Annotated in this window: 23 protein-coding genes; 11 read left to right on the forward strand and 12 right to left on the reverse strand. The window is 36.1% G+C overall.

Annotated features, from left to right (window positions below; genetic code table 11):
• Window positions 1-113: 113 nt before the first annotated feature.
• Window positions 114-1,022: a DUF4349 domain-containing protein gene (locus tag PFY10_12230; GenBank protein ID WBV55004.1), complete on the forward strand. Its 909-nt coding sequence runs from the start codon at window positions 114-116 to the stop codon at window positions 1,020-1,022.
• 99 nt (window positions 1,023-1,121) lie between these two features.
• On the opposite strand, the gene PFY10_12235 is transcribed toward PFY10_12230, so the two are convergent.
• The gene (locus PFY10_12235; protein WBV55005.1) at window positions 1,122-2,861 is read right to left on the reverse strand and encodes a T9SS type A sorting domain-containing protein; all 1,740 of its coding nucleotides are present in this window, start codon (window positions 2,859-2,861) and stop codon (window positions 1,122-1,124) included.
• Between the two features lie 349 nt (window positions 2,862-3,210).
• Between PFY10_12235 and pgi the strand changes: the two genes are divergently transcribed.
• Genes pgi through PFY10_12270 form a run of 7 tightly spaced genes read left to right on the forward strand, consistent with a single transcriptional unit; the run spans window position 3,211 to window position 10,018 of the window.
• Complete coding sequence (pgi, locus tag PFY10_12240) at window positions 3,211-4,851, forward strand: glucose-6-phosphate isomerase (GenBank protein ID WBV55006.1); 1,641 nt, start codon at window positions 3,211-3,213, stop codon at window positions 4,849-4,851.
• Window positions 4,852-4,879: 28 nt separating this feature from the next.
• A complete protein-coding gene (locus tag PFY10_12245) occupies window positions 4,880-5,764 on the forward strand; it encodes a bifunctional 5,10-methylenetetrahydrofolate dehydrogenase/5,10-methenyltetrahydrofolate cyclohydrolase (GenBank protein ID WBV55007.1) in 885 nt (294 codons plus the stop codon).
• A 7-nt stretch (window positions 5,765-5,771) separates the two neighbouring features.
• Window positions 5,772-6,401: a 7-carboxy-7-deazaguanine synthase QueE gene (locus tag PFY10_12250; protein WBV55008.1), complete on the forward strand. Its 630-nt coding sequence runs from the start codon at window positions 5,772-5,774 to the stop codon at window positions 6,399-6,401.
• 43 nt (window positions 6,402-6,444) lie between these two features.
• Entirely contained in the window at window positions 6,445-7,815 is a 1,371-nt protein-coding gene (locus PFY10_12255; GenBank protein ID WBV55009.1) for an exopolysaccharide biosynthesis polyprenyl glycosylphosphotransferase, read from the forward strand.
• 34 nt (window positions 7,816-7,849) lie between these two features.
• The gene (locus PFY10_12260; GenBank protein WBV55010.1) at window positions 7,850-8,602 is read left to right on the forward strand and encodes an ABC transporter permease; all 753 of its coding nucleotides are present in this window, start codon (window positions 7,850-7,852) and stop codon (window positions 8,600-8,602) included.
• Entirely contained in the window at window positions 8,602-9,417 is an 816-nt protein-coding gene (locus PFY10_12265) for an ATP-binding cassette domain-containing protein (GenBank protein ID WBV55011.1), read from the forward strand. Before PFY10_12260 ends, PFY10_12265 begins: the two co-directional genes overlap by 1 nt.
• On the forward strand, window positions 9,401-10,018 hold the full coding sequence (locus tag PFY10_12270; GenBank protein WBV55012.1) for an outer membrane beta-barrel protein: 618 nt from the start codon (window positions 9,401-9,403) through the stop codon (window positions 10,016-10,018). Before PFY10_12265 ends, PFY10_12270 begins: the two co-directional genes overlap by 17 nt.
• A 38-nt stretch (window positions 10,019-10,056) precedes the next feature.
• Here PFY10_12270 and PFY10_12275 read toward each other — a convergent pair whose 3' ends face one another.
• Together PFY10_12275 and PFY10_12280 are read right to left on the reverse strand one after the other, a co-directional pair.
• Complete coding sequence (locus PFY10_12275) at window positions 10,057-10,368, reverse strand: hypothetical protein (protein ID WBV55013.1); 312 nt, start codon at window positions 10,366-10,368, stop codon at window positions 10,057-10,059.
• Window positions 10,369-10,433: 65 nt separating this feature from the next.
• Window positions 10,434-11,240, reverse strand: a complete 807-nt coding sequence (locus tag PFY10_12280) for a M48 family metallopeptidase (GenBank protein ID WBV55014.1) — start codon at window positions 11,238-11,240, stop codon at window positions 10,434-10,436.
• A 106-nt stretch (window positions 11,241-11,346) separates the two neighbouring features.
• On the opposite strand from PFY10_12280, the gene PFY10_12285 reads away from it, so the two are divergent.
• Window positions 11,347-11,886 (forward strand): DUF4251 domain-containing protein, encoded by a 540-nt coding sequence (locus PFY10_12285; protein ID WBV55015.1) that lies wholly within the window; start codon window positions 11,347-11,349, stop codon window positions 11,884-11,886.
• Here the strand turns inward: PFY10_12285 and meaB are convergent.
• Window positions 11,883-12,878 (reverse strand): methylmalonyl Co-A mutase-associated GTPase MeaB, encoded by a 996-nt coding sequence (meaB, locus tag PFY10_12290; GenBank protein WBV55016.1) that lies wholly within the window; start codon window positions 12,876-12,878, stop codon window positions 11,883-11,885. The two genes, PFY10_12285 and meaB, sit on opposite strands and share 4 nt — an antisense overlap.
• A gap of 141 nt (window positions 12,879-13,019) precedes the next feature.
• On the opposite strand from meaB, the gene PFY10_12295 reads away from it, so the two are divergent.
• Both PFY10_12295 and PFY10_12300 read left to right on the forward strand, forming a co-directional pair.
• Window positions 13,020-13,313 carry a cytochrome c gene (locus PFY10_12295; GenBank protein WBV55017.1) on the forward strand — a complete coding sequence of 98 codons (294 nt, stop codon included), beginning with the start codon at window positions 13,020-13,022 and terminating at the stop codon, window positions 13,311-13,313.
• A gap of 20 nt (window positions 13,314-13,333) precedes the next feature.
• Window positions 13,334-13,621: a cytochrome C gene (locus PFY10_12300; protein WBV55018.1), complete on the forward strand. Its 288-nt coding sequence runs from the start codon at window positions 13,334-13,336 to the stop codon at window positions 13,619-13,621.
• A gap of 16 nt (window positions 13,622-13,637) precedes the next feature.
• Here PFY10_12300 and PFY10_12305 read toward each other — a convergent pair whose 3' ends face one another.
• The 8 genes from PFY10_12305 to scpA all read right to left on the reverse strand — a co-directional run bounded on the left by PFY10_12305 (window position 13,638) and on the right by scpA (window position 23,906).
• Complete coding sequence (locus PFY10_12305; GenBank protein ID WBV55019.1) at window positions 13,638-14,633, reverse strand: chloromuconate cycloisomerase; 996 nt, start codon at window positions 14,631-14,633, stop codon at window positions 13,638-13,640.
• A gap of 137 nt (window positions 14,634-14,770) precedes the next feature.
• Window positions 14,771-17,371 (reverse strand): T9SS-dependent M36 family metallopeptidase, encoded by a 2,601-nt coding sequence (locus PFY10_12310; GenBank protein ID WBV55020.1) that lies wholly within the window; start codon window positions 17,369-17,371, stop codon window positions 14,771-14,773.
• A 98-nt stretch (window positions 17,372-17,469) separates the two neighbouring features.
• On the reverse strand, window positions 17,470-17,955 hold the full coding sequence (locus PFY10_12315) for a hypothetical protein (protein ID WBV55021.1): 486 nt from the start codon (window positions 17,953-17,955) through the stop codon (window positions 17,470-17,472).
• Complete coding sequence (gene prfH, locus PFY10_12320) at window positions 17,942-18,640, reverse strand: peptide chain release factor H (GenBank protein WBV55022.1); 699 nt, start codon at window positions 18,638-18,640, stop codon at window positions 17,942-17,944. The genes PFY10_12315 and prfH overlap by 14 nt, the downstream gene beginning before the upstream one ends.
• 1 nt (window position 18,641) lies before the next feature.
• Window positions 18,642-19,187 carry a hypothetical protein gene (locus tag PFY10_12325; protein ID WBV55023.1) on the reverse strand — a complete coding sequence of 182 codons (546 nt, stop codon included), beginning with the start codon at window positions 19,185-19,187 and terminating at the stop codon, window positions 18,642-18,644.
• Window positions 19,188-19,267: 80 nt separating this feature from the next.
• The gene (locus PFY10_12330) at window positions 19,268-20,659 is read right to left on the reverse strand and encodes an RtcB family protein (GenBank protein WBV55024.1); all 1,392 of its coding nucleotides are present in this window, start codon (window positions 20,657-20,659) and stop codon (window positions 19,268-19,270) included.
• A gap of 557 nt (window positions 20,660-21,216) precedes the next feature.
• On the reverse strand, window positions 21,217-21,723 hold the full coding sequence (locus PFY10_12335) for a hypothetical protein (GenBank protein ID WBV55025.1): 507 nt from the start codon (window positions 21,721-21,723) through the stop codon (window positions 21,217-21,219).
• Between the two features lie 59 nt (window positions 21,724-21,782).
• Window positions 21,783-23,906, reverse strand: coding sequence for a methylmalonyl-CoA mutase (gene scpA, locus PFY10_12340; protein WBV55026.1), 2,124 nt, complete (start codon window positions 23,904-23,906; stop codon window positions 21,783-21,785).
• Window positions 23,907-23,930: the final 24 nt, after the last annotated feature.

A 23,930-nucleotide genomic window follows, 5' to 3' on the forward strand; every position in this document is an offset into this window, starting at 1 on the left:
ACATGACTTACAATGAATTAAATATCATTTTCTATTTACAAAGTTTTTACTTGTGATTTTCAAACTTTACAAACCATTCCATCTGAACTTTGGTATCAACAAAAATAAATATTATGAAAACTACTTACATTAAATTATCTATGGCTGCTGTTCTTTTATTAGGTATTTACTCGTGTAAAAAAGGAGAAGCGGTAGCAGCAGATTACGAAACGGCAAATGCTACAGACTCTGCTTCGTTCATGGTATCCGATAGTGTATCTTCTGCTGCAACAATGAAGATAAAAGACAAACAGTTCATTAAAACTGCAGATGTCAATATGGAGGTAAAAGACGTTTATGATGCAACCGTTTCAATTGAAAAATCAGTGCAGGATCTGGGAGGATTTGTTACACATAGTAACTTACGAAGCAATATAATTTCAGAGGACACTTATAATACTTCCAATGAAGACGCCATACTTGTAAAAAAATACCAGACTGAAAATGCTATGCAGGTACGTATTCCTACGCCAAAATTAGGAGAATTCTTAACCTTGATTAACAACAAAAAGCTATTCCTAAACTTTCGATCAATCAATGCAGAAGATGTAACATCGAGCATAAAATACGCAGAACTAGAAGGAAGAAGGATCAAAAAAACAGGTGAAAATATCACTCAGCTGAAGAACAACAAGGATAAGGTAAAACTGGACGACGACAATATGTCGGAAGGCAATCTTCAGCAACTTGCTAATCTTGAAGTTACTGACAATCTGAAATATAGTACAATTGACATTTACATTAAAGAACCTAAGTACCGGATTGCGGAAATTGCCATAACGAATACTAAAAATATTGATAATAAATACAAATTCAATTTTATCTATGATGCTAAGAATGCCTTTGTAGAAGGGTTTTATCTTATTCAAAAAATTGCAGTGGGACTGATCACCATTTGGCCGGTTTTATTAATCGCAGCAGTGATCATCTATTGTATCAGAAGACGAAAACCTATTCAAAAGACGAACCCACCCATTTCATAATAACACAATGCTATCCTAACCTTTGGGTTATCACCATAATTTTAGATTTAAAAAACCTCCGATTTTATTCGGAGGTTTTCTTTTATTTACATGATCTCCTTATTTTTTTATTATAATTTTTTTAGAAGACACTCCATTCTTATTTTGCATTTTAACAAAGTAAGTCCCCTCCGTAAGCCATGATAAGTCTATGGAAAATCGGTTCGTTAAAAAGTTATAATTTTTTAATTCTTGTCCACCCATATTATATACAGTTATAAAATACGGCTTTTTATCTGCATCTAATTCAAAATTAAAAATACCACTTGATGGGTTAGGGGAAATCGTTCCAAAATTTAAAATTTCATTGGTTGTAGTCCCTAATGTAGCACTATACTCACTTGCCCCTATATCGATAATTGTATTTGAAATTCTTCCAGCTCCATAAAAATCCAATTCTCCTGAAGTAATAGCAGTAGTTGGTTTTCCCTTATTTATACAAACACTTGCTGCGTTTAATTTTACAATAGGTGGTGTACTTGAAATGGATACTAAACTTGGATTAGCATAAAGAGAATTGGCGTCCTGGCCAGTTGCAGATCTATACGCTGCAAATGTATCATACGTTGTTCCTCTCCAATCTACTGCGATATCATTTTGATCATTATTTGGAGTATACCAACAATTATAATTAAAAGTATTGTTCGATTGTGGACTCTTGTTATCTATAAACATCAATAAATTTTCCGGGCCAGTGTAAAAAATATTGTTCTCAAAAGTACAATTAGAAGCTTTGCTCATCGAAATTTCTCCAGATCCTTTATTCGCAGTGTCGTTTTGTAAGAATGTATTGTTTCGGATAACACTATTAATAACCTGACCTGTAGTATTATCATCAAACCCTCCTATCGAAAGCCCTGCTTCTTTATTTTTATATATTAAATTGTTTTTTACAGTAATTTGCTGAACAATCCCATCTCGCTCAGCTCCGACCTCAATTCCATATCCATTTTGATAACTTTTATTTCTTTCTATAGTAATATTCCTCGCGCCATCAACATAAATCCCTGCGGAAGTTGCATACTTTGCAACATTATTATAACACTCATTATTAATCACTACTCCATTTCTGGCTTCATCTAATGATGTATTTGATGCTGTACCCTCATGTCCTAGGATATCAATTCCGATATTTGTATTATCATATACCTTGCAATTTTTGACTATAAATCCATCTATATTTCCATTTACAGCCAATGCTTCACTATAACCCAAAATATTATTAAACACCTTACATTCGTCTATCGTAAGATTGGTAATTCCGCCATTACGACCATACACAATAAAGCCCTGCGCATTATTATTAGGATTAACCGGTATATCTTTATTTGCATTCCAATTAATTTTTGTAACCGTTATGTTTTTGAACGTGAGATCTGTAGATGAACCGATTCCCGTTGTTTGAACAAGCACTCCCTGCGCATCATTTACTGTTTTGTTTTGGATGGTCAGGTTTTCAAATTTCAGAAAACTTTTATTCGTCACCGTCAACAGAGTACTTCCCGGGGTATTTGTTCCGTCAATGATTACATTATCATTGGCATAATTTTTAAAAGTAATATAGTTTCCACTGGTTCCACTTACGTTGATAACTACATTTTCGTAATAAGTACCTGCCTTAATATTCACAATACTGTTTGGGGTAGCCTTAGTGGCTGCTTTTTGTATTGTTTTCCATGGAGCGGTGCTGCTTCCGTTATTGTTATCGTTTCCGTTTGTTTTATCTACATAATAATTGGTCTGGCCGAATCCCAGGTTATACACCAGTAATAATACTGTGATTTTAATAATTTTTTTCATTTAACGATATATTTAAGTGATATGTATTCACGGTTTCACCTCTTTTAAAAGGCTTTGTGGTAATGCGAGAGATGCATTATTCAGAATTACGTAACGGCGTATAAATATACAAAGGTTCCCGTAAAAAACTAATTATCAATTTATAATATATTGAAAATTAACAAATATTAATCTCACTTCCTGGCTCAACAATCATGAAAAGGATACAACATCAGGATGATCACCATAATTTTACATTTTACCATGGCCAATTTTTCCCGGAGGTTTTATTTTTCCTTAAATTTGCATTTTAATCTCAAGATTCCATTAAAATTATTGATTCTCAACCTAGAATTTTAACTTTGAACATATGCTATCAAAAATAAATCCCATACACACCAACAGCTGGAAAGCCCTTGATGAACACTTTGCAGGAAATGATTTCGACTTAAGAACCCTTTTCGCATACAATGAAAATCGTTTTGAAGAGTTCTCAATAAAAAAAGAAAATTTTCTTTTTGATTACTCTAAAAACCTGATGGATTCAAGGACTAAAGAATTGTTGTTGAATTTAGCTGAAGAATGCCAGCTAAAAGACGCCATTTCTAAAATGTTTAGTGGTGACAAAATCAATGAAACAGAAGGGAGAGCAGTTCTTCATACAGCTTTAAGGGATTTTTCGGATAAGGAAATTTTGGTAGATGGAGAAAATGTAAAGCCTCACATCAGAAGAGTCCTTGACCATATGAAATCTTTTTCCGAGAAAATAATTTCCGGAGAGCATAAAGGATTCAGCGGAAAAGAAATCACGGATGTAGTTAATATCGGAATCGGAGGCTCTGACCTTGGTCCTGTGATGGTATGCTCTGCGCTAAAACACTTCAAAACAAGGCTGGACGTTCATTTCGTATCTAATGTGGACGGAAACCATATTGCAGAAGTCGTTAAAAATTTAAATCCTGAAACAACTCTGTTTATCGTTGCTTCCAAAACTTTTACAACCCAGGAAACAATGACTAATGCCAACTCTGCAAAAGATTGGTTTTTACAAGCTGGAAAGCAGGATGACGTTGCCAAACATTTCGTAGCTTTATCCACTAATATTGAAGCAGTTAAAAGCTTCGGAATCGCAGAAGATAATATCTTTGAATTCTGGGACTGGGTTGGCGGAAGATATTCTCTTTGGAGTGCTATCGGACTAAGTATTGTTCTGGCAGTAGGTTATGAAAACTTCGAAGAATTGTTAAAAGGAGCTTTTGATACTGATCAACATTTCCAGAACACAGACTTTTCAGAAAACATTCCGGTTTTAATGGGTCTCATTGGCATCTGGTACCGTAATTTTTATGCTGCAACTACTTATGCTATTTTGCCTTATTCCCAGTATCTTGACAGATTTGCTGCGTACTTACAACAGGGAGATATGGAAAGCAACGGAAAATGCGTAGACAGAAATGGTGAATTTGTGGAATATGAAACAGGTCCTATTATCTGGGGAGAGCCAGGAACAAATGGACAGCATGCATTCTATCAGCTGATCCACCAGGGTACGGAATTAATTCCTGCTGATTTTATAGCCTATGCAAAAAGTAGTAATAAGGTTTCTGATCACCAGGACAAACTACTGGCTAACTTTTTCGCTCAGACGGAAGCGCTTGCTTTTGGAAAAAATGAAGAAGAAGTAGAGGAAGAATTAAGAAATTCAGGAAAATCGGATGAGGAAATAGAAAGGCTGTTAAACTTCAAGGTCTTCCACGGAAACACACCAACTAACTCCATATTATTCAAAGAATTAACTCCTTTTTCATTAGGCCAGTTAATAGCAATGTATGAGCATAAAATCTTTGTTCAGGGAGTGATCTGGAATATCTTCAGTTTTGATCAATTCGGAGTAGAGCTTGGAAAGGTATTAGCCAACAAAATTCTACCTGAACTGGAGAATGATGCAACTATTGGGTCACACGATAGTTCGACTAACGGGCTGATCAATTATTATAAGGACAATAAATAAAGAAAGTAATATCTAATAAAAAAGTAAAATGGCAGAAATTCTTGACGGACTAAAAGTATCCAAAGAAATAAAAGCAGAAATCAAGACAGAAGTTGAAAAGATTCTTGAAAGCAAAAGAAGAGCACCTCATTTGGTGGCCATCCTTGTTGGAAACAACGGAGCAAGCAAGGCTTATGTAAATGCTAAAGTAAAGGATTGCGAGGAAGTAGGTTTTCAATCCAGCCTTATTAAATTCCCGAGTACGGTTTCCGAATCTGAATTACTGGAAAAAATCGATGAGCTGAATAAATCTAAAGCTGTGGATGGATTCATCGTTCAGTTACCTTTACCGGATCAGATTGATCAGGAGAAAATCATTAATGCTATTGATCCAAGAAAAGATGTTGATGGATTCCATCCTGAAAATTTCGGGAAAATGGCATTGGAAATGGATACCTTCTTACCTGCTACCCCTTTTGGAATTTTAACATTATTAGAAAGATATAATATTGAAACTAAAGGTAAAGACTGTGTAATTATCGGAAGAAGTAAAATCGTAGGGAGACCCATGAGTATTTTGATGGGAAGAAAAGACTTCCCTGGAAATTCTACTGTTACCCTTACACACTCTTATACTAAGGACATTGAAGAATATACTAAAAAAGCGGACATTGTCATTACGGCTTTGGGAGATCCTCATTTCTTAAAGGGAGAAATGATTAAAGACGGTGCTGTAATTGTAGATGTAGGAATTACCAGAGTGGATGATGACTCTCCAAAAGGATATTATCTGGCAGGTGATGTAGATTTTGATAGCTGTGCTGCAAAAGCGAGCTGGATTACACCTGTTCCCGGAGGAGTTGGTCCCATGACAAGAGCTATGTTGATGAAAAACACCATCATTGCTTATAAAACTTCAGTCTATAACGACTAATTTAAAAATGAATAAAGAAGAAGATATTTTATTAAATGAAGGTAAAATGCTCCCTGTGATGGAGCATTTTTACACTTTACAAGGTGAAGGAGCACACACAGGAAAAGCCGCTTATTTTATACGATTGGGTGGCTGCGATGTAGGTTGCCATTGGTGTGATGTAAAGGAAAGCTGGAATCCTGATCTTCACCCATTGATGAATGCGGAAGAAATTGCAGAAACAGCAGCAAAACATTGTAAAACCATAGTTTTAACCGGTGGTGAACCTTTGATGTGGAATCTGGATATTTTAACCTCCAAGCTAAAGGGCTTGGGATGTACCATACACATTGAAACTTCGGGGGCTTATCCTGTAAGCGGACAACTGGACTGGATCACCCTTTCTCCAAAGAAAACAGGTCTTCCAAAAGAAGATGTATATGAGAAAGCCAGTGAACTGAAGGTAATTATTTTCAATAATCACGATTTTGCATTTGCACAGGAGCAAGCTGCTAAGGTTTCAAAAGATTGTAAGCTGTATCTTCAAAGTGAATGGAGTAAACGTGATGAAATGTATCCGAAAATTACTGATTTTATTTTAGCAAATCCGGAATGGCAGGCCTCAGTTCAGACGCATAAATATCTTAATATCCCGTAAAAATTACATATCTTAGCTCCTGACATCCCTTATATAGCGATAGATGCAGAGAATTCGATACTCTAGATATTTAAAATCGATTATCCTTTTGCTTGACCTTTTGGTTATTGCATCTGTTTTTATTTTCTTTTTTTTAAGCAGAAACCGGGATCTTATACACGACAAGGATATTTGGTACGAAAATTCGTTCCCCTTGCTTTTGTTGATCTCTTTTTGGATTCTGCTGAGTGGAAGAACCAAAATTTACAATATAAGAAGAAACCTTACCTACACAACTTTTATAGAACGTATCGTTACTCATTTTATATTGTTTGTAATTGGTCTTGTATTAATAAGAAAGGTAAGTAATAATAAATTTTTCAGCTCAGAGCTTTCTTGGTTGTCGCTGTACCTGTTTTCTTTTATATTGATTACAAAATCCATTATTTATTTTGGAATAAAATATCTGAGATCTATAGGAATTAACAACAGGAATGTGATGTTTCTAAGTGAGAACAGCTCTACGAATGTTTTGAAAAACATATTGAATGAAAGGAAAGATTTCGGATACAGAATTTTTGAATACCCTACTGAAATAATTCAGACCCAAGAGCTTCAGTCCTTCTGGAAGAGCAATGGAATACATACATTATTTCTGCCACTGGAAAATACATTTACCTCTCAGATGGAGGATGAAATTTTCAGATTAGCTGAAGCAAGCAAGGTGCATATTTCGCTGATCCCTAATATATCTCAGACTGATCTTTTTGCTTACGACCTGGGATATGTAGAGACTCAGCCGGTTCTCAATCAGGCAAAGTATCCTTTGGATTATTATTCCAATTACCTTTTAAAAAGATTGTTTGATATCGTTTTTTCACTTGTGGTTATGATAGGTATCTGCTTGTGGCTATTTCCGATAATTGCAATTTTTATCAAGCTGACGTCAAAAGGGCCTGTTTTTTTCATACAGAAAAGATATGGTTTTCATGAGGAAGTATTTAGCTGTATAAAATTCAGAACAATGGTGGTGAATGATGAGTCAACAACGAGAACAACATCGGAAAATGACGCAAGGATCACAGGGATTGGTAAGTTTCTCAGAAAAACAAGCTTGGATGAGATGCCACAGTTTATTAATGTATTAAGGGGAGAGATGTCAATTGTAGGACCTCGTCCTCATATGCTGGCAGTAGATAATTATTATAAACCCAAAATAGGAAGATATAGTCTTAGAAGTACTGTAAATCCAGGGATTACAGGTCTTGCACAGGTAAACGGGCTCAGGGGTGATTCCGGGGATGTGGAGGTTGAAATGAAAAAGCGGATACTGGCTGATGCCTTCTATGTAAGAAACTGGAGCTTCATCCTGGATCTTATCATCATTTTGAAAACTATTTTACTGGTTTTAGGTGGAGATAAAAACGCAAAATAAAGAATGCTTAATAAAAAAAGTCTAATTTAGCAGAATGTTAAAAAAGTTTTTCACAGCCGTAGGGGAATACATTATTCTTCTTGGTAAATCTATGCAAAAACCTCAGAAAATGAGGGTTTTCTGGAAGCTGTTCATGAGAGAAATCAATGATTTAGGAGTCAACTCATTCGGGTTGGTTATCTTTACATCTATATTCGTGGGAGCAGTAGTTGCCATCCAAATGTTCAACAACTTTGATGCTTCTTCATTTCCCATTCCTACTTCGTTCGTGGGATACGCTACAAAAGCAGTACTTGTACTGGAATTTTCACCCACCATTATCAGTTTGATTCTGGCGGGAAAAGTAGGCTCATATATTGCATCCAGTATAGGTACAATGAGGGTTTCAGAACAAATCGATGCATTGGATATCATGGGAGTTAACTCACCCAATTTTCTGATACTCCCTAAAATAATTGCGTGTATCATTTTTAACCCGCTTCTTATTGCAATCAGTATTGTGTTTGGTATAGGCGGTGGATATATTGCCGGAATTTTAACAGGAAACTGGACGGAATCCGATTATATTACGGGGATACAGATGTATATGCCTAATTTATTCGTTTACTATGCATTTATAAAAACGATCGTTTTCGCTTTTGTTATTGCAACAGTTCCTTCATACTTCGGTTACTTCGTAAAAGGTGGTTCACTGGAAGTAGGTAGAGCGAGTACACAAGCCGTGGTTTGGACAATGGTATTTATTATCATTTCCGAATTAATATTAACCCAATTAATATTAAGCTAATGATTGAGGTAAAAAATCTTAAAAAAAGTTTTGATGATGTTGAAGTACTTAAAGGAATTTCAACTTCTTTTGATAAAGGGAAAGTAAATCTGATTATCGGGCAAAGTGGATCGGGAAAAACAGTATTTCTTAAGAGTTTATTAAATGTATATCAGCCTTCTTCAGGTGAAATTCTTTTTGATGGTAAAGACATCAATACAATGACCCGTGAAGAAAAGCAGCACCTGCGATCGGAAATCGGAACGGTATTCCAGGGAAGCGCTTTGTTTGACTCTCTGACAGTGGAGGAAAACATTATGTTTCCTCTTGATATGTTTACCAATTTAAGTTTCAGGGAAAAGAAAAAAAGAGTTTTTGAAGTTATTGGAAGAGTACATCTCGATAAAGCCAACAAAAAATTTCCATCCGAAATTTCCGGAGGAATGCAAAAACGGGTGGCCATTGCAAGAGCCATTGTGAACAATCCTAAATACTTGTTTTGTGATGAGCCAAATTCAGGACTGGATCCCTATACATCCAATGTAATAGATGATCTACTGCTCGAAATAACAAAAGAATATAACACAACAACGATCATTAATACACACGATATGAACTCCGTAATGACGATAGGTGAAAAGATTGTCTATCTGAGATTAGGAATTAAAGAGTGGGAAGGAAATAAAGACATTCTGATTACAGCAGGCAATAAAAATCTTATTGACTTCGTTTATTCTTCAGAGCTATTTAAAGAATTGAGAGTGTATTTACTTGAAAATAATAAAACTATTGATAATACGATCACAAAACTAGACGAAAATGAAACAAATATTTAGTATAGCGCTATTAAGCCTTTCGATGTTTGCTTCTGCACAGATTTCTCTTGCAGGTAAGGCAAACTTAATTTTTCCAACAGGATCTCCATCGTGGAAAAATATCTCCAATACGGCAAGTGCGGCAATAGACAATAAGGGAAAGAATAATGTAGGATTTAATATTGGACTTTCATTAAAAGCTAACCTTCCGATGGCATTTTTCCTGATGCCGGAATTGTATTACACCACCTTTAAAAATGAATTCACGGATCCTGTTTCCAATACTACATTCGATGTTAAAAACAACCGTATCGATTTACCGGTACTTGTAGGTCATAAAGTATTAGGGGATATGCTGGGTGTATTCATTGGACCTGTTGCCAGCTATAACCTGGCTAAGGAGGATACATTTAATGATTTTAAAGAAAATGCAAGAGATAATTTTACTGTAGGATACCAGTTCGGAGCTCAGCTTGAAATTAAAAAACTTCTTATCAACGCAAGATATGAAGGTGCATTTAGTAAAGATCAAAGAAATTTTGTAAACAGAGTATCTGGTGAAGAAATCAGATATGATAATCGCCCTAATCTCTTTATGGTAGGTTTGGGTTATAAATTTTAACCGAAAGAAAATAACAACTATTAAAAAATCCTCAGGTATTATACCTGAGGATTTTTATTTTGGTTTTCTAATTCTGTTTGTCGTTTTGCAATTTCCACAGCTTGTTTTTCCAACTCTTCTTTCTCTTTCTGTAGCTGCTTAAATTCCCTTCTTCTTTGCTCTTCTTTAATAGCAGATCCTTTACTCAGATAGCCTACCATTCCACCTATGATAAGCCCGATCCCAATTCCCCCCATAATTCCCATAATATGAGAAAGCTTGATCTGTTCAACAGCAAAGTCTGTTGTTAAATAAAAAAGTAAAGCTGATACTGCTAAAAGTATAAGGCCTGTAATTGATATACTTTTCATAATGTTGTGTTTTTGGTGATTTAGTCTTTACTAATGTAGTGAAATTTTAGCAAAGCTGAATTTGATTAAATTTTCCCACCTGCATTTTTGTAATATTCCAATGCTTTTGGTAAATCTTTTTGAATATCTGATATTCTCGTTCCCGGACTTGGGTGAGTAGAAAGAAACTCCGGCTGTCTGCTTCCAGAAGATGCAGCTTCCATTCTGTTCCAGAAAGGAATTGCCTCCCTTGGATCATATCCGGCCATAGACATCAGATACAATCCCATCTGATCAGCTTCCGACTCCTGATTTCTTCCATATTTTAACAAAGCAACCTGCGAACCAATCGGATATACTTTCTGGAAAATATTAGCCCATTGGGAATTAGAAATAGTTCCGCCTAATATAGTCCCGCCGTATTGCGCTACCATTGCCTGGGAAATTCTTTCATTTCCATGTCCTGCTAAAGCATGAGAAACCTCATGGCCTAAAACTACTGCCAGTCCGTTATCATTTTTAGTTACCGGTAATATTCCTGTATATACAGCTACCTTTCCACCAGGCATACACCAGGCGTTTAATTCATTACTCTGAAGAAGGTTAAACTCCCAGCTATAGTTTGCCAGATCTGCAGATCTTCCGATACTCTGATAGTATCTTTCAGCAGCTCCTTTTATTCTTGTTCCTACATTTACCACTCTTTTAGCATCTGCCGTCCCTGATATAATCTTTGATTTGGACAATGTTGTTCTATACTCCTGAGATGACATCGTTAATATTTCAGAATTATTTGCCAACTGCAACGAAGATCTACCCGTAATAGGGTTCGTGGTACAAGCTACAACTGATAAAGCAATTGCTCCTATTCCTAATAGATAAGTTAATTTCATAGTTTAAGTGTTAATAATTCAACTTTAACAATTATTATTCCAAAAAGTTTTACAACCCATATATTTGCATACATTTTGCTATTTAAATTTAATAATTATTAAGGTCATGAAAAAATATATTTCACTTATATATATTTTGGGATTTATCTTCTTTTTTCAAAGTTGTGCTTCTCAAAATACCGGCGATTCTAAAACTACAGATTCGCTGATTAATTCGCAGGAATTTACATTCCACGCAGAACGGGCAAACCCTACCAACTATGACGTCATCAACATTATGAATTCTATGCCCAACTCAACATCGACAAGAATTCTTCAGCTTAACGGCAACTACACGGTAGAGCTGAGAAAAAACAAGTTAGAAGTTACCCTTCCTTATTTCGGAAGACTATTTAACCCCACTTATGGTAATACCAGCAGCAACAGCTACAGGTTCACTTCGAAAGATTATACGGTGAATAAATCCCAGAATAAAAAAGGAAACTGGATTGTAAGAGTTAAGCCTAATGATGTAAACAATGTAGACGAGATCATTATTGAGGTTTATAAAAACGGAAAAGCATTTACTTCTGTACGAAGTAATGACAGACAGCCTATATCATATGATGGATTTGTTTCTAAGAACGAGCCTGAACCCGCTCCTTAATCTTCACGGGTCCCGTTAGATAAAAATCTTTCTACAAACAATTTAGCTTCAGTACTTGGGTTGGAAACCATTCCTGAAGCATTTTTTTTATGATGCAAATAAGCTTCTTCTACGGAATCACTCTTCTTCATCATGGCTAAAATATATTCCTGAACCCAATATTCAAAACGTTTTTCAGCCTGTTGAACTCTGATTTCATCAAATGTTCCGGCCTTCTTTTTAAGATCAATAAATTCAGCTATTGTATCGTAGATTTCACCCAGTCCTTCATTATGAAGTGCAGAACCTAATAAAATAGGAACTTTCCAGCCTTTTTCTTTTGGGGGAATAAAATCGAGCGCCCTTTTTAATTCAAGTTTGGTGGTTTTGGCTTTTTGTAAATTACTTTCTTCAACTTTGTTAATAAAAATAATATCTACCATCTCCATGATCCCTCTTTTAATTCCCTGAAGCTCATCTCCTCCACCAATAATCTTAAGAAACAGGAATACGTCTGTAATATCGGCAACCAGAACCTCAGATTGTCCTACCCCTACAGTTTCAATAAGGATATAATCATATCCGGCAGCTTCACAGATCATCATGGTTTCAAAGGTTGTATTGGCAACACCTCCTAAAAACCCGGAACTCGGGGAAGGCCTGATAAAAGCGTTTTCTTCTTTTGCCAGCTCTTCCATCCTTGTTTTATCTCCAAGAATGCTTCCTTTGTTGATTGCCGAACTCGGGTCAATAGCAAGAACTGCCACTTTTTTATCATGAGCAATAGCCAGTCGTCCAAAATTTTCAATGAAAGTAGATTTTCCTGCCCCCGGAACTCCAGTAATTCCGATCCGTATGGAATTTCCTGTAAATGGCATAATTGCCTTCAGTAATTCGTCTGCCTGGAGGCGATGTTCGGCTTTTTTGCTTTCAACTAAAGTAATAGCTTTTGCGATCAGACGTTTATTTCCTGATCGTATTCCTTCCACCAAGTCTTCTGTTGAAAATTTCATTAGGTCAAAAATATAAAAATAAGCATCAAACTACCTCATAAAGCTCTTTTAATTTTATTTCTTCTAAATTAAAACTACACCTGATTTTATCAATAGCATAAGGAATTTGCTACATTTGTTATCAATCAAATATAAGAAACAATGAAAAAAATAATCGCTATAGCATTTTTTACTGCTGTTCTGGTATCATCATGCACCTCAAAATCATCAACGGCAACTTCAGCTATAGGCCCTGCAGTATCTACTGCTGAACAAATCGCTCAGGGAAAGACCATTTTTGAAAGCTCTTGTACGAGATGTCATAAACTACCGGATCCCACATCACATAATCCGGTTCAATGGGTAGGAATTATGAACTCTATGGCTCCAAAAGCAAAACTCACTGACGAGCAGCATCAATGGGTATATGATTATATTGTTTCTGTAAAAAAATAATCATATCTAAAAATATTACAATGAAAAAGTTAGTTTTAAGTATTGTTTTAGGATCTGCATTTATGGTTTCGTGCGGACCGAAAAGTGTAGCAGTAACAGGACCTAAATATACAGCTTCTGAACAACTGACTCAGGGAAAAACCATTTTTGAAAATTCCTGCAACAAATGCCATCAATTACCGGATCCTGCAAAACACGACGACCAGGGATGGATCAAAACGTTAAGCAGAATGGCTCCAAAAGCTAAACTGACTGATGATCAGCATCAAATGGTGTATGATTATCTGATTTCTGTAAATAAAAAATAAGCTTTCAAATGAAAGCTTATTTTTTTAACTCTATTCCCAATCCAGGTTTCTCCGATAAAATTATGATACCCTTTTCTACAAAGTTCCCAGTAGCATAATCATTGGAGATCAGATTTGCCCCGTCGAGATCAACGTAATCGACAAGTCCGGTTAAAACACACCCTGCAGAAATCCCAACTGTAGATTCTGTCATGCATCCTATCATTACTTTGTAACATGAACTTCTGGCTTTTCTTATCATTTCTAAAGCAGGGGTCAAACCTCCGCATTTCATTAATTTGATATTGACACTTCTATAATAAGGTATTAAAGCTTCTAAAGAATCCATCTCCTGACAGTCCTCGTCTGCCATCCAGTTAGCATAAGCATTTTTTTCTAAAACCTGATAATGGCCGACTGGTCTCGGCTGCTCAAGGTATGTGAATTTTTGCACATCGGAATTTCCCTGAAGCCATAAACAATCATCATCCGTAAAGCTGGCATTCGAATCCAGAGCGATATTCCTGTCCAATTGTAAAAGTCTGGTTACACCATCCTTTTGTAAACCACTGCATTTCACCTTAAACTTATTCCAGATGCTTTTTTCGATTTTTTCGATTTGCTCACCTATAGTTCCTACAGATATAGTAATGGAACTATCCACTAATTTTTTTGAAGAAAGATCATTGAGCTCCATAAAACTCTTATTTTCAAGTTTTCCGAAAAGGTCCCAATAGGCGCAATCTAAGGCAGATTTTAAAAAGGGGTGTAAATCTGAAAAAGAAAGAAATTGATAAAATTCTTTTGGGTGTTCAATTTTTCGTGCTTCAATTCCGGAACGGATTTCATTTAATTTTGAAACCAACATGGTCAGATTAATCTTATAATAATCAATGGCAACACACTCTCCATATCCTTTACAATTATGGTGAGATAATTCGATAAGCAAACTTTCTCTGGTGTTATAATTACCATAAGCTATTGAGAAAGTTTCTTTTAATCGAAGGGATTTGATTTCAAAACGCAGTTCCATACATTAAAGCTACAAAAAAAGCTGTCTCAAAAGATCAACAATACTCTCCAATCTCCAGAATGACAAAGCCATCAGACAGAATTTCGAAAGTAAAAGTGTTCTTGAAACAACCTTATTCTAATCTTAACAATTGTTTTTTACTTTACAATTAACTTTTCAATTTGACTTTTAAGTCCTTGTTTAATATGAACCATATATACTCCTTTAGGAAAACTTTTTGTAGAAATGGCTTTTTTAGATTCTGGCATTCTTGAATCAGTAATCACCACTTTTCCCGACATATCAAATACTCTTATTTCTACTTCATCTTTTGATTTACTTATATTTCCAACAAAGAACTCATCATAAGTAGGATTAGGGAATATAATAAATTGATTATTGGCAAGGTTACTTTCCTTAGTTGCAAGCACACTATCACAGTCCGATGGAATAGTAAAATCTTCTACTTGATCAGTTCCCACCGTTTTACTTCCCGCAGAAGCATTTACTCCTAATCCTCTTTTGGCAAATGCTTTCCAAATCATACATTTATCTTCTCCTCCATTTCCTATAGCATCAGCTTGAAGAATAGCATCTCTACCATCAATAAAGGTTGGACTACATGGTTGCAGCTTAAGCCCATCAACCACAATCTGTAATGCTTTTGCATTACCGGATGTTGGGTTTGCCAATACATCACTATTATATCCATACTTTTCAACATACTTCCAGGTAAGATCCCAGAGCATGGTAGCCCAAATAAATCCTACACCATGAGGAACTACAGCAGTATTGGTACTATTATATGTATACCCGTTTACAGAAAAATCCGGAGAATACTTAGCCGGTCTGATCCCAACTCCTGTAACTGGCTGCCCTTTCGGATAAGTTCCTACACCTCTTGCTAAGGATGATGTGTCACCTGGTCTTGTAGTCAGCATCAAGGCAAAGTAGTCTGACCATCCTTCCCCCATTTGTTCAATGGTATTAGTTGTCGATAGACAACTGTATCCCTGACCGGTTAATCTATTTGAAATACCATGACCGTATTCATGAGCAATAATTCCGTTATCAAAACTCGAATGTTTAAATCCATCATAATCAAAGTCCAATGTGGCATTAATAGCATTGCCATTGTTAAGCTCTCCAACCAGAAAAAGCCCCTCTGTTTTCCCAATGTTTATAGAAGGAATATTGACTTGAGATCCATAGGATCCAGCACCCATGCTTGTGGGAGTATCATTAGAAGGTCTATAGACTATTACACCAACAGCACCTGCATTCTGAGCATTCAATACTTTGAGACCATACTCACAACTTGTACTTGTTACAATTGCAATTTTGTTTGTAAGACTCCCCGGCGCTGGCGCTGTACATGCATCTGTAGGTGATGAAACAATGAGGTCTCCTGTCACTGGCGGGCCAAAAACCGGTCCAAATCCTGCTCCACCTGTTAATACTTTTGGCCTGCTAGTAATTGATGCAGGAGTGTTGTATTGATACCTTATGATAGGATCATCAGGAGTCTGTGTTCTATCATAAAGATACATCTGCATTCTTGGCGCTAAAACCTGGGGCTGCCCTCCAACAACCCTTTCATAACCTGAACTAAAATTAGCATTGTTAAGTCCACTTCCATCAAAAGCCTCTGCTCTCACGGCATCATTCCCTATTCCACCATTATTAAAGTTATTCGTCTGAAAGTTTCTCGCCGTTTCTGTGAATCCGAATTTATAAAATATATCATGCATTTTATTGTTCATATAAAACAAATTGGTGATAGCAGCGTCTTTGTAGGCAAAAGGATCATCATATCTTCCATCTGCAAAAGGAAAATCGAAATTAAGCGTGCTTCCTCCATCTGGTGAATATCCTGGAACATTGGCATTATTTTGATCTGAATAGGCATAAACATTGTTTCCTCTCGTGTTTGTGTAATTATTTGTCCCATCCGAATGCCATCCCTCGGGAGAGGCTTGTACATCCCATGGATTATTAATAGTTGAACGAGAACCAAATGTGGGAGCTTCCAGAGGTAAAGGAAAAATATTATAGGAAGCATTGGAAGGAGGAAACAAGCTATTAACCAACTTTGTATTTGGGATTTTATTAGCCACTCCTTGAAGCATTTGTACATTATTCATCTTTTCAGTTGCCTCCAATCCGTTAGAGGCTTCGTGCGGATGGATATTCCGTTCAAAACTACAATCAAGTGTCAGGTTATCCTTACTAAGTATTTCTCCACTACTCGCATTGGCAATTACATGCCAAACATCTGACGTATTTTTATCTGAAACAAATAACTCTTTAGATAAAATATATAATCCATTTTTCTCAAAATATACATCTGTCAAATAATCTATGTTTGCGATTTCGCGTAATCCCAATTGCTGCTTGAGAAACTCCTTTGAAAGGCTTTTCAAAACTTTTGGCTGATTAGCAATAACAATATTTCTACTAAAGGTATTTTTTTCGGAAATGATCTTATCATTTTTTATAATGACTTTGCCTAAAGCATTATAAACCCTAAGTCCATTGTAAGTTTGTTGAACATCCAAAATATTAGCGTTCAAACTTTTGGAAGAATCATTATTTAAAATCTCAATCCCAACCTGGCTATTATTACCGCTCTTTAAATTTAGCTGTCCATTTCTTTTGTAAAAATCATGAATGATATTTTCAGAATTCTGAGCGTTCATTTTATCAAAACAAAAAAGCATCACCACAGACACAGGCAATAAAAATAATTTTTTACTCATAAATATAATTTTTAAGCAATAAATATACAATTTTTACAGAATATCCTTAATAAAAACTACTGCTTTTAATCAAAAAAATACTCTTATGTTCAAATTCTTTATTTTTTCGGCATTTTTGATTTAATAAATTTAACCCGTTCTTCAAGAATATCAATCATTTCCTTATTATAGCTGTATTTTCTGGCTTCTTTTAATGGTTTCAAAGCTTTCCTATATTCCAATCTGATCTCAAACAATAAAGATTTATGAATTAATATTCTGGACTTATCAATCCCTTTGATCTTTAAAGCGTACTCAATCAATTTTTCTGCCTCATCAAGATCTTCATTATCTAAAAGACATTTAATATAATATTGGGGAGTATTAAGATTTGAAACATTATGAAACATTGCCTCCGCAAAATATAATTTTGCTTTTTCATAATCTGTTAACATTTCACTGTATATTCTCCCCATCAGGCAAAGGCTGTCGGCGTCTTCCGGATCGTAGGATAAAGCATAGTTCAGAGCTTCCAGACAAGAAGGAAGATTATATGGATAGTTATCCAATGCTTCAAAATAATATTTATTTTTAGTTAAGGTCATTTTTTAAATTTTTAAGTTCATTCTTAAGACTGCTCCTTGTTTTTTTAAAGGATTTATCTTTATAATTATGTTTAAAATCCGTCCCTGAAAAAGTACGGATAGGATTTCCCCTTTGTACCTGCAGATGATGGGTCCAGGTTTCCTGCATCCTATTGGCCATTTGTTGAATATTTAATTCCATTACTTTTTCCTTTAATCTCATAACAGAAAGTTTTTTATTCTCCAACTGCGACCTTGAATCCTGTGCAAAAACACTTATTCCTGTCGGAATATGGGTAGCCCTTACCGCAGTATTTACCTTATTGACATTTTGCCCTCCGCTTCCCTGGCTTCTTGTCGTTTGGAACTGAATATCCTTTTCGCTAAAACCCACCTCGTGAGTGTTTTCAATTTCAAAGATTCCAATAAACCAGTTGCTCCGTTTATGCAGTTTTCTAAAGGTACTTCTTCCGCTCCAACAGATACTTCCCAACCAGTTTTTTAAAAATCCGGATGTATCCTTTCCTTTTAAAAGAAGGGTAACCGATTTTAGGGTCAGATTTTCATCCCCGTTTTCTCTGTGGATGATTTCGTATTGTATTTTTTCCTGTTTTATTTCTTCAAGGAATACTTTCAAAACTTTAGCAACTACCCATTGGCATTCTAAAGGTCCTCTTCCCGAAGTGATTTGTATAAGTTTGTCCATTTTATTTTGGTATTTCACTTAATCTTGGGTGCCCCACTGGATCAATTCCTTTTTCCAACAAATCCCTGGCGGTTATCACTGCCCAGCATTTGTCACTGGAATGAATATTTCTGTAAAAAGTAAGCAACACTTCAGGCTTTACAACCGTAAATCCATTGGCTAATATGGTTTCCAGGTCATCCCTTTCAAAAAAATCGATGGTAATTCTATGGAACTTCCCGCTTTCCAATTCTATTGTTTTTTCGTATCTCCTAAAATTTTCCTCACTTGGCAGATGGTCATATCGCGTCCATACCTTCTGAAAGCCTTCTTTCACAAGCAGCATTACCACATCCGCAACATCTTCTTTCTTTACAAAAACATCAATATCCTTATGATCATGGGCGTGTTTATACTCTGTATGTCCTTTTTCAGACATAAAGTGCCAGGCCCAGCCTCCCGATAAAATGATTTTATTTTTTAATTTTTCTAAAATTTCAAGTCCGTAATGAATTCTAAATCCCGGCCAGACTTCGCCGTATCTTTTTATATTATGTGGTGCTCCCATTTCTCTTTTTTTAATTAAAAATTGATGGTTAATAGTTGCCAGCTAAATTTCTTAACTGACAACTAAAAACTATCATTTGATTATTTATCCATTCTCACGATCCGTGGTTGAAATGTTCCCAGAATATCCACCAATCCACTTTGTGCGTTCATGACCTCATTGATGTCTTTATATGCCATAGGAGCTTCTTCTGCATTTCCACCCATAAGCACAACATTCTTTAGCTTGAGCTCTTTTTTAATATCATTCTGGGTGAACATATTCCTGCACTCTCCTCTGGAATACGCTCTTCCTGCACCATGAGAAGCAGAATTGAGCGCATCAGGGTTTCCTTTTCCACGAACAATAAATCCCTTTGCTGTCATAGATCCGGGAATCATTCCCAGCTCATTTTCATTGGCAGGAGTAGCCCCTTTTCTGTGGACAATTACCTCTTTTCCATTATGAATTTCCTTCCATGCAAAATTATGGTGGTTCTCAATTCTTGCTTTCACTCTTCCTCCTACGGCTTTTACAAGCCTTCTATGAATATCATCATGGCATGCTGAAGCATAATCTCCTGCAAGGTTCATTGCTGTCCAGTATTCAAGTCCCATATGGGTATTCAGATCCAGCCATGCAAAATTTTGAGCTTCTTTAGGCAAAGGACATTGCTCTATCGCAACCCTTGAATAATACTGTGCTATCTCCGCTCCCAATCCACGCGAACCGCTGTGTGAAAGAATACCCAGATATCTTCCTTTTGGCAGACCTATCTGTGCTTCTTCCTCTGTAATTTCAACCTCCCCAAATTCTACAAAATGATTTCCCCCGCCAGAAGATCCCATTTGCTTGATTGCTTTTCCCTTTAATCTCCTTAAAATAGGAATCAGATCAAATGTATCACGATCAAAGATCTCATGTTCAATATGAGATTTATGGGTTTCATACATCCCGAATTTGGTATGATCAGCCAACGCTTTTTCATATTTATCTTTAGCGCCGTCCAGATATGAAACAGGTGTATCCAAAATACTAAGGCTCATTCTACAGCCAATATCCATTCCCACTCCATAAGGAATCACTGCGTTTTCAACGGCAAGCACTCCTCCTATGGGAAGTCCGTAACCACTATGTGCATCAGGCATTAGGGCTCCCTGAGTTGCTATTGGTAATTTTAAAGCAGTATATAACTGATTCTTTGCTTCTTCAGAAATATGGTTACCAAATATCTGAAATGATGCTCTTTGTGTATTCAGCATTCTCTTTTCTGTCTTTTTTGAAGAAAGTAAAGCCTCTGCAATTTGTCCGAAGGTCAAATCTTTCTCAAAGTTCTCCGGATGAAGCATAATTTCTTTTAGAAGTGCTTTAACGTAATGGATATTCTTTGTTGCAAAATTTCTTTTCATGACTTCCAAAGCTATATTGACACTTTGATTATTTGGATAGCCTAATTTTAATATATCTTTTCCTTTAAGTTTTAAATTTCCCATTGTTTTAAATTTAGATATGAGATGCCAGATGCTGAATCATAGACTTCTAAGCATACAGACACCATTCAACTATTATTTTAGTTGATTTGTAATAACATCATAACCAGACAGAGATTTTTCTTCCGTCTGAATGATCCTATTTTAGCCTTTCCAGTAAAACGGATTGAATAAAAATTTCTATGTATTAATGAAATTTCATTTCTCCTGAATTATTTGGAAGACAAAAAAAAAAATTAAAAGATTTCGGGGAAACTTAGGTTTGAAATATTGCGCAATAAAAAACCCGAAATCTATACGACTCCGGGTTCTGATATTTCAATATACTATTGTTCTATGAATGTACCAAACCACGAAGCCTTACCACCATAAGGGGCAATCCAACTGTAGAATTCTTTTGAAATTTGAACATTTGCTTCGTTGTTTTTAAATGGTTAAACTTTATTTTCAGGTGCAAATATATACAATTTTCTGAAAAGTAATCATTTAATTATAAATTTTTGAAAAATAAAAAGCTTCAACAGGTTTCCTGTTGAAGCTTTTTATCTGCATGTATTACTTTAATCTTTAGAGCCGAAAGTATCCATTCTTGCATCCATGCCTCTACTGTTAGGACGGTATACTCTTTCCGGGTCCAGAAAATAAACATTGTGTTTTGCCTTAGCAATGATCCCTTTATAAACGTCTTCCGGTAAACCTGCAGTATCTTTATCTGTTGATTGATCCGTATTCTGTGCTTCTTTTTTAACTTCTATAGCACCACTTTCATTCAAAATGACCTTTGCTTTTCTTGCATCCTCTATATTTTCCGTATAGACGATTATATTAATTTTACCTATACTTCCTTCTCTATAAGCTGTAAGCAGCTCTATTTCATTTACAAAAATATGATCCCAAAAACTTTTTGTCTTCTCATCTTCTTCGTAATCATCTGCCGATGTTCCGTTTTCTAATTTTGATTTTGAAACAATGATATCCGCTTCTTTAAATCCTTGATTCTGTAGTTCTTTTTTTATTCCTTCTACATCTGCATTAGCAGGGAATATTGAAATTACTGTATAAGCCATATCTAAATTTTTCACTTAAAAGTGCAAAAACCATACAACAATGGCCAATATTAAAATATTTAACTTTTGTTTAGAAACTTATCCAGGATCTCTACAGCGCATTTAGGAAGATTGGTTCCGGGGCCGAAAATAAAGTCTGCACCGTTTGCGTAAAGAAATTCATAATCCTGCTGAGGAATAACCCCACCTACTACAATCGTTACATCATCTGCCCCTAATTTTTTTAATTCTTCCACGACCTGTGGAACGAGGGTTTTATGGCCTGCTGCGAGAGAAGACACTCCTAAAATATGAATATCATTCTCTACAGCTTGTTTCGCTACTTCTTCCGGAGTCTGAAATAAAGGAGCTACATCCACATCAAATCCCATATCGGCAAATGCTGTTGCCACTACCTTAGCACCACGATCGTGTCCGTCCTGCCCCATTTTGGCAACCATTAATCTTGGGCGACGTCCTTCTTCTTCCTCAAATTTTTGAGTGAGATGAAGGGCTTTTTCGAAATATTCATTTTTACTCGCATTCATTGCATATACTCCTGAAATTGTTCTGATATTGGCTTTGTATCTTCCAAAGCTCTCTTCCATCGCATCACTCATTTCACCAAGTGTCACTCTTCTTCTTGCCGCTTCAATACATAAAGCTAAAAGATTTCCTTTACCTGTTTTTGCACTCTCTCTGATCTCATTTAAGATCTCTTCAACAGCTTCTCCATTTCTTGTTTGCTTGATGGAGTCCAGTCTTTCAATTTGTTTTCTTCTAACTTCTGTATTATCAATATCGAGGATCTCGATAGGCTCTTGTTTTAGAGCTGATTTAAATGAATTGACACCTATGATAAATTCCTCACCGCTATCTATTTTTGCCTGCTTTCTGGCTGCCGCTTCCTCAATTCTCATTTTAGGAATTCCTGCTTCAATTGCTTTCGTCATTCCTCCTTCCTGTTCCACCTCATCGATATACCTCATTGCCTCCTCAATCATCTGCTGGGTAAGACTTTCCACCAGATTGCTTCCTCCCATCGGATCCACCACATCACAAATTCCACTTTCCTGCTGTAAAATAATCTGGGTATTTCTGGCAATTTTTGCTGAATAATCTGTAGGTAAAGCAATCGCCTCATCCAATGCGTTGGTATGTAAGGATTGTGTTCCTCCTAATGCTGAAGATAATGCTTCAATAGCAGTCCGGGTAATATTATTAAAAGGTTCCTGCTCTGTAAGTGACCATCCTGATGTTTGAGAATGGGTTCTCAGCGCTAAAGATTTTGGATTCTGAGGGTTGAACTGTTTCAAAAGATTAGCCCAGATGTATCTTGCAGCACGCATTTTAGCTATTTCCATAAAATGGTTCATGCCTATTGCCCAGAAAAAAGAAAGTCTTGGGGCAAAATCATCCACATTCATTCCGGCTTTAATTCCGGTCCTTACATATTCCAAACCATCTGCCAATGTATATGCCATTTCAAGAACAGGGGTTGCTCCCGCTTCCTGCATATGATAACCAGAAATCGAAATAGAATTGAATTTGGGAATGTATTTAGATGTATATTCAAAGATATCCGCAATGATCTTCATGGAAGGGGTAGGTGGATAAATATACGTATTTCTTACCATGAACTCTTTCAGAATATCATTCTGAATGGTTCCTGAGAGCTGATCCTGTTGAACACCTTGTTCTTCTGCGGCAACAATATAGAACGATAAGATTGGTAAGACCGCACCGTTCATCGTCATGGAAACCGAAATCTGATCCAGAGGGATTTCATTGAATAAAATCTTCATATCCTCAACGGAATCAATGGCAACCCCGGCTTTCCCAACATCTCCCACAACTCTTGCATGATTGGAATCATATCCTCTGTGGGTGGCAAGATCGAATGCTACAGACAATCCTTTTTGCCCTGCTGCCAGGTTTCTTCTATAGAATGCGTTAGACTCTTCAGCGGTAGAAAATCCGGCATACTGACGTATTGTCCAAGGTTTTTGAACATACATCGTTGAATACGGCCCTCTTAAATAAGGTGAAATTCCGGGAGATGTCTCTGTAAGAGCTTTATCTTTAACATCTTCATGGGTGTAGGATGATTTTAATTCTAACCCATCCTTTTCGAAATTATAAATCTCACCTTCTTTAGGCAAAATATCCAGATTCAGTTTTCTTACAGAAATTGTCTTTCGCATTTCAATAATTTTATCCCCGTAAAG

The sequence above is a fragment of the Chryseobacterium daecheongense genome, from assembly GCA_027920525.1.
GTDB classification, from domain to species: Bacteria; Bacteroidota; Bacteroidia; order Flavobacteriales; family Weeksellaceae; genus Chryseobacterium; species Chryseobacterium proteolyticum.

Bases quoted from the DNA above. Each gene is read 5' to 3' on its own strand.
- PFY10_12300 (WBV55018.1), top strand. From the start codon at position 13,334: ATGAAAAAGTTAGTTTTAAGTATTGTTTTAGGATCTGCATTTATGGTT.
- PFY10_12280 (WBV55014.1), bottom strand. From the start codon at position 11,240: ATGAAATTAACTTATCTATTAGGAATAGGAGCAATTGCTTTATCAGTT.
- PFY10_12245 (WBV55007.1), top strand. From the start codon at position 4,880: ATGGCAGAAATTCTTGACGGACTAAAAGTATCCAAAGAAATAAAAGCA.
- PFY10_12305 (WBV55019.1), bottom strand. From the start codon at position 14,633: ATGGAACTGCGTTTTGAAATCAAATCCCTTCGATTAAAAGAAACTTTC.
- PFY10_12270 (WBV55012.1), top strand. From the start codon at position 9,401: ATGAAACAAATATTTAGTATAGCGCTATTAAGCCTTTCGATGTTTGCT.
- PFY10_12295 (WBV55017.1), top strand. From the start codon at position 13,020: ATGAAAAAAATAATCGCTATAGCATTTTTTACTGCTGTTCTGGTATCA.
- PFY10_12315 (WBV55021.1), bottom strand. From the start codon at position 17,955: ATGACCTTAACTAAAAATAAATATTATTTTGAAGCATTGGATAACTAT.
- PFY10_12310 (WBV55020.1), bottom strand. From the start codon at position 17,371: ATGAGTAAAAAATTATTTTTATTGCCTGTGTCTGTGGTGATGCTTTTT.
- PFY10_12235 (WBV55005.1), bottom strand. From the start codon at position 2,861: ATGAAAAAAATTATTAAAATCACAGTATTATTACTGGTGTATAACCTG.
- PFY10_12330 (WBV55024.1), bottom strand. From the start codon at position 20,659: ATGGGAAATTTAAAACTTAAAGGAAAAGATATATTAAAATTAGGCTAT.
- PFY10_12335 (WBV55025.1), bottom strand. From the start codon at position 21,723: ATGGCTTATACAGTAATTTCAATATTCCCTGCTAATGCAGATGTAGAA.
- scpA (WBV55026.1), bottom strand. From the start codon at position 23,906: ATGCGAAAGACAATTTCTGTAAGAAAACTGAATCTGGATATTTTGCCT.
- PFY10_12255 (WBV55009.1), top strand. From the start codon at position 6,445: ATGCAGAGAATTCGATACTCTAGATATTTAAAATCGATTATCCTTTTG.
- PFY10_12285 (WBV55015.1), top strand. From the start codon at position 11,347: ATGAAAAAATATATTTCACTTATATATATTTTGGGATTTATCTTCTTT.
- PFY10_12325 (WBV55023.1), bottom strand. From the start codon at position 19,187: ATGGGAGCACCACATAATATAAAAAGATACGGCGAAGTCTGGCCGGGA.
- PFY10_12275 (WBV55013.1), bottom strand. From the start codon at position 10,368: ATGAAAAGTATATCAATTACAGGCCTTATACTTTTAGCAGTATCAGCT.
- PFY10_12265 (WBV55011.1), top strand. From the start codon at position 8,602: ATGATTGAGGTAAAAAATCTTAAAAAAAGTTTTGATGATGTTGAAGTA.
- PFY10_12260 (WBV55010.1), top strand. From the start codon at position 7,850: ATGTTAAAAAAGTTTTTCACAGCCGTAGGGGAATACATTATTCTTCTT.
- pgi (WBV55006.1), top strand. From the start codon at position 3,211: ATGCTATCAAAAATAAATCCCATACACACCAACAGCTGGAAAGCCCTT.
- PFY10_12250 (WBV55008.1), top strand. From the start codon at position 5,772: ATGAATAAAGAAGAAGATATTTTATTAAATGAAGGTAAAATGCTCCCT.
- prfH (WBV55022.1), bottom strand. From the start codon at position 18,640: ATGGACAAACTTATACAAATCACTTCGGGAAGAGGACCTTTAGAATGC.
- meaB (WBV55016.1), bottom strand. From the start codon at position 12,878: ATGAAATTTTCAACAGAAGACTTGGTGGAAGGAATACGATCAGGAAAT.
- PFY10_12230 (WBV55004.1), top strand. From the start codon at position 114: ATGAAAACTACTTACATTAAATTATCTATGGCTGCTGTTCTTTTATTA.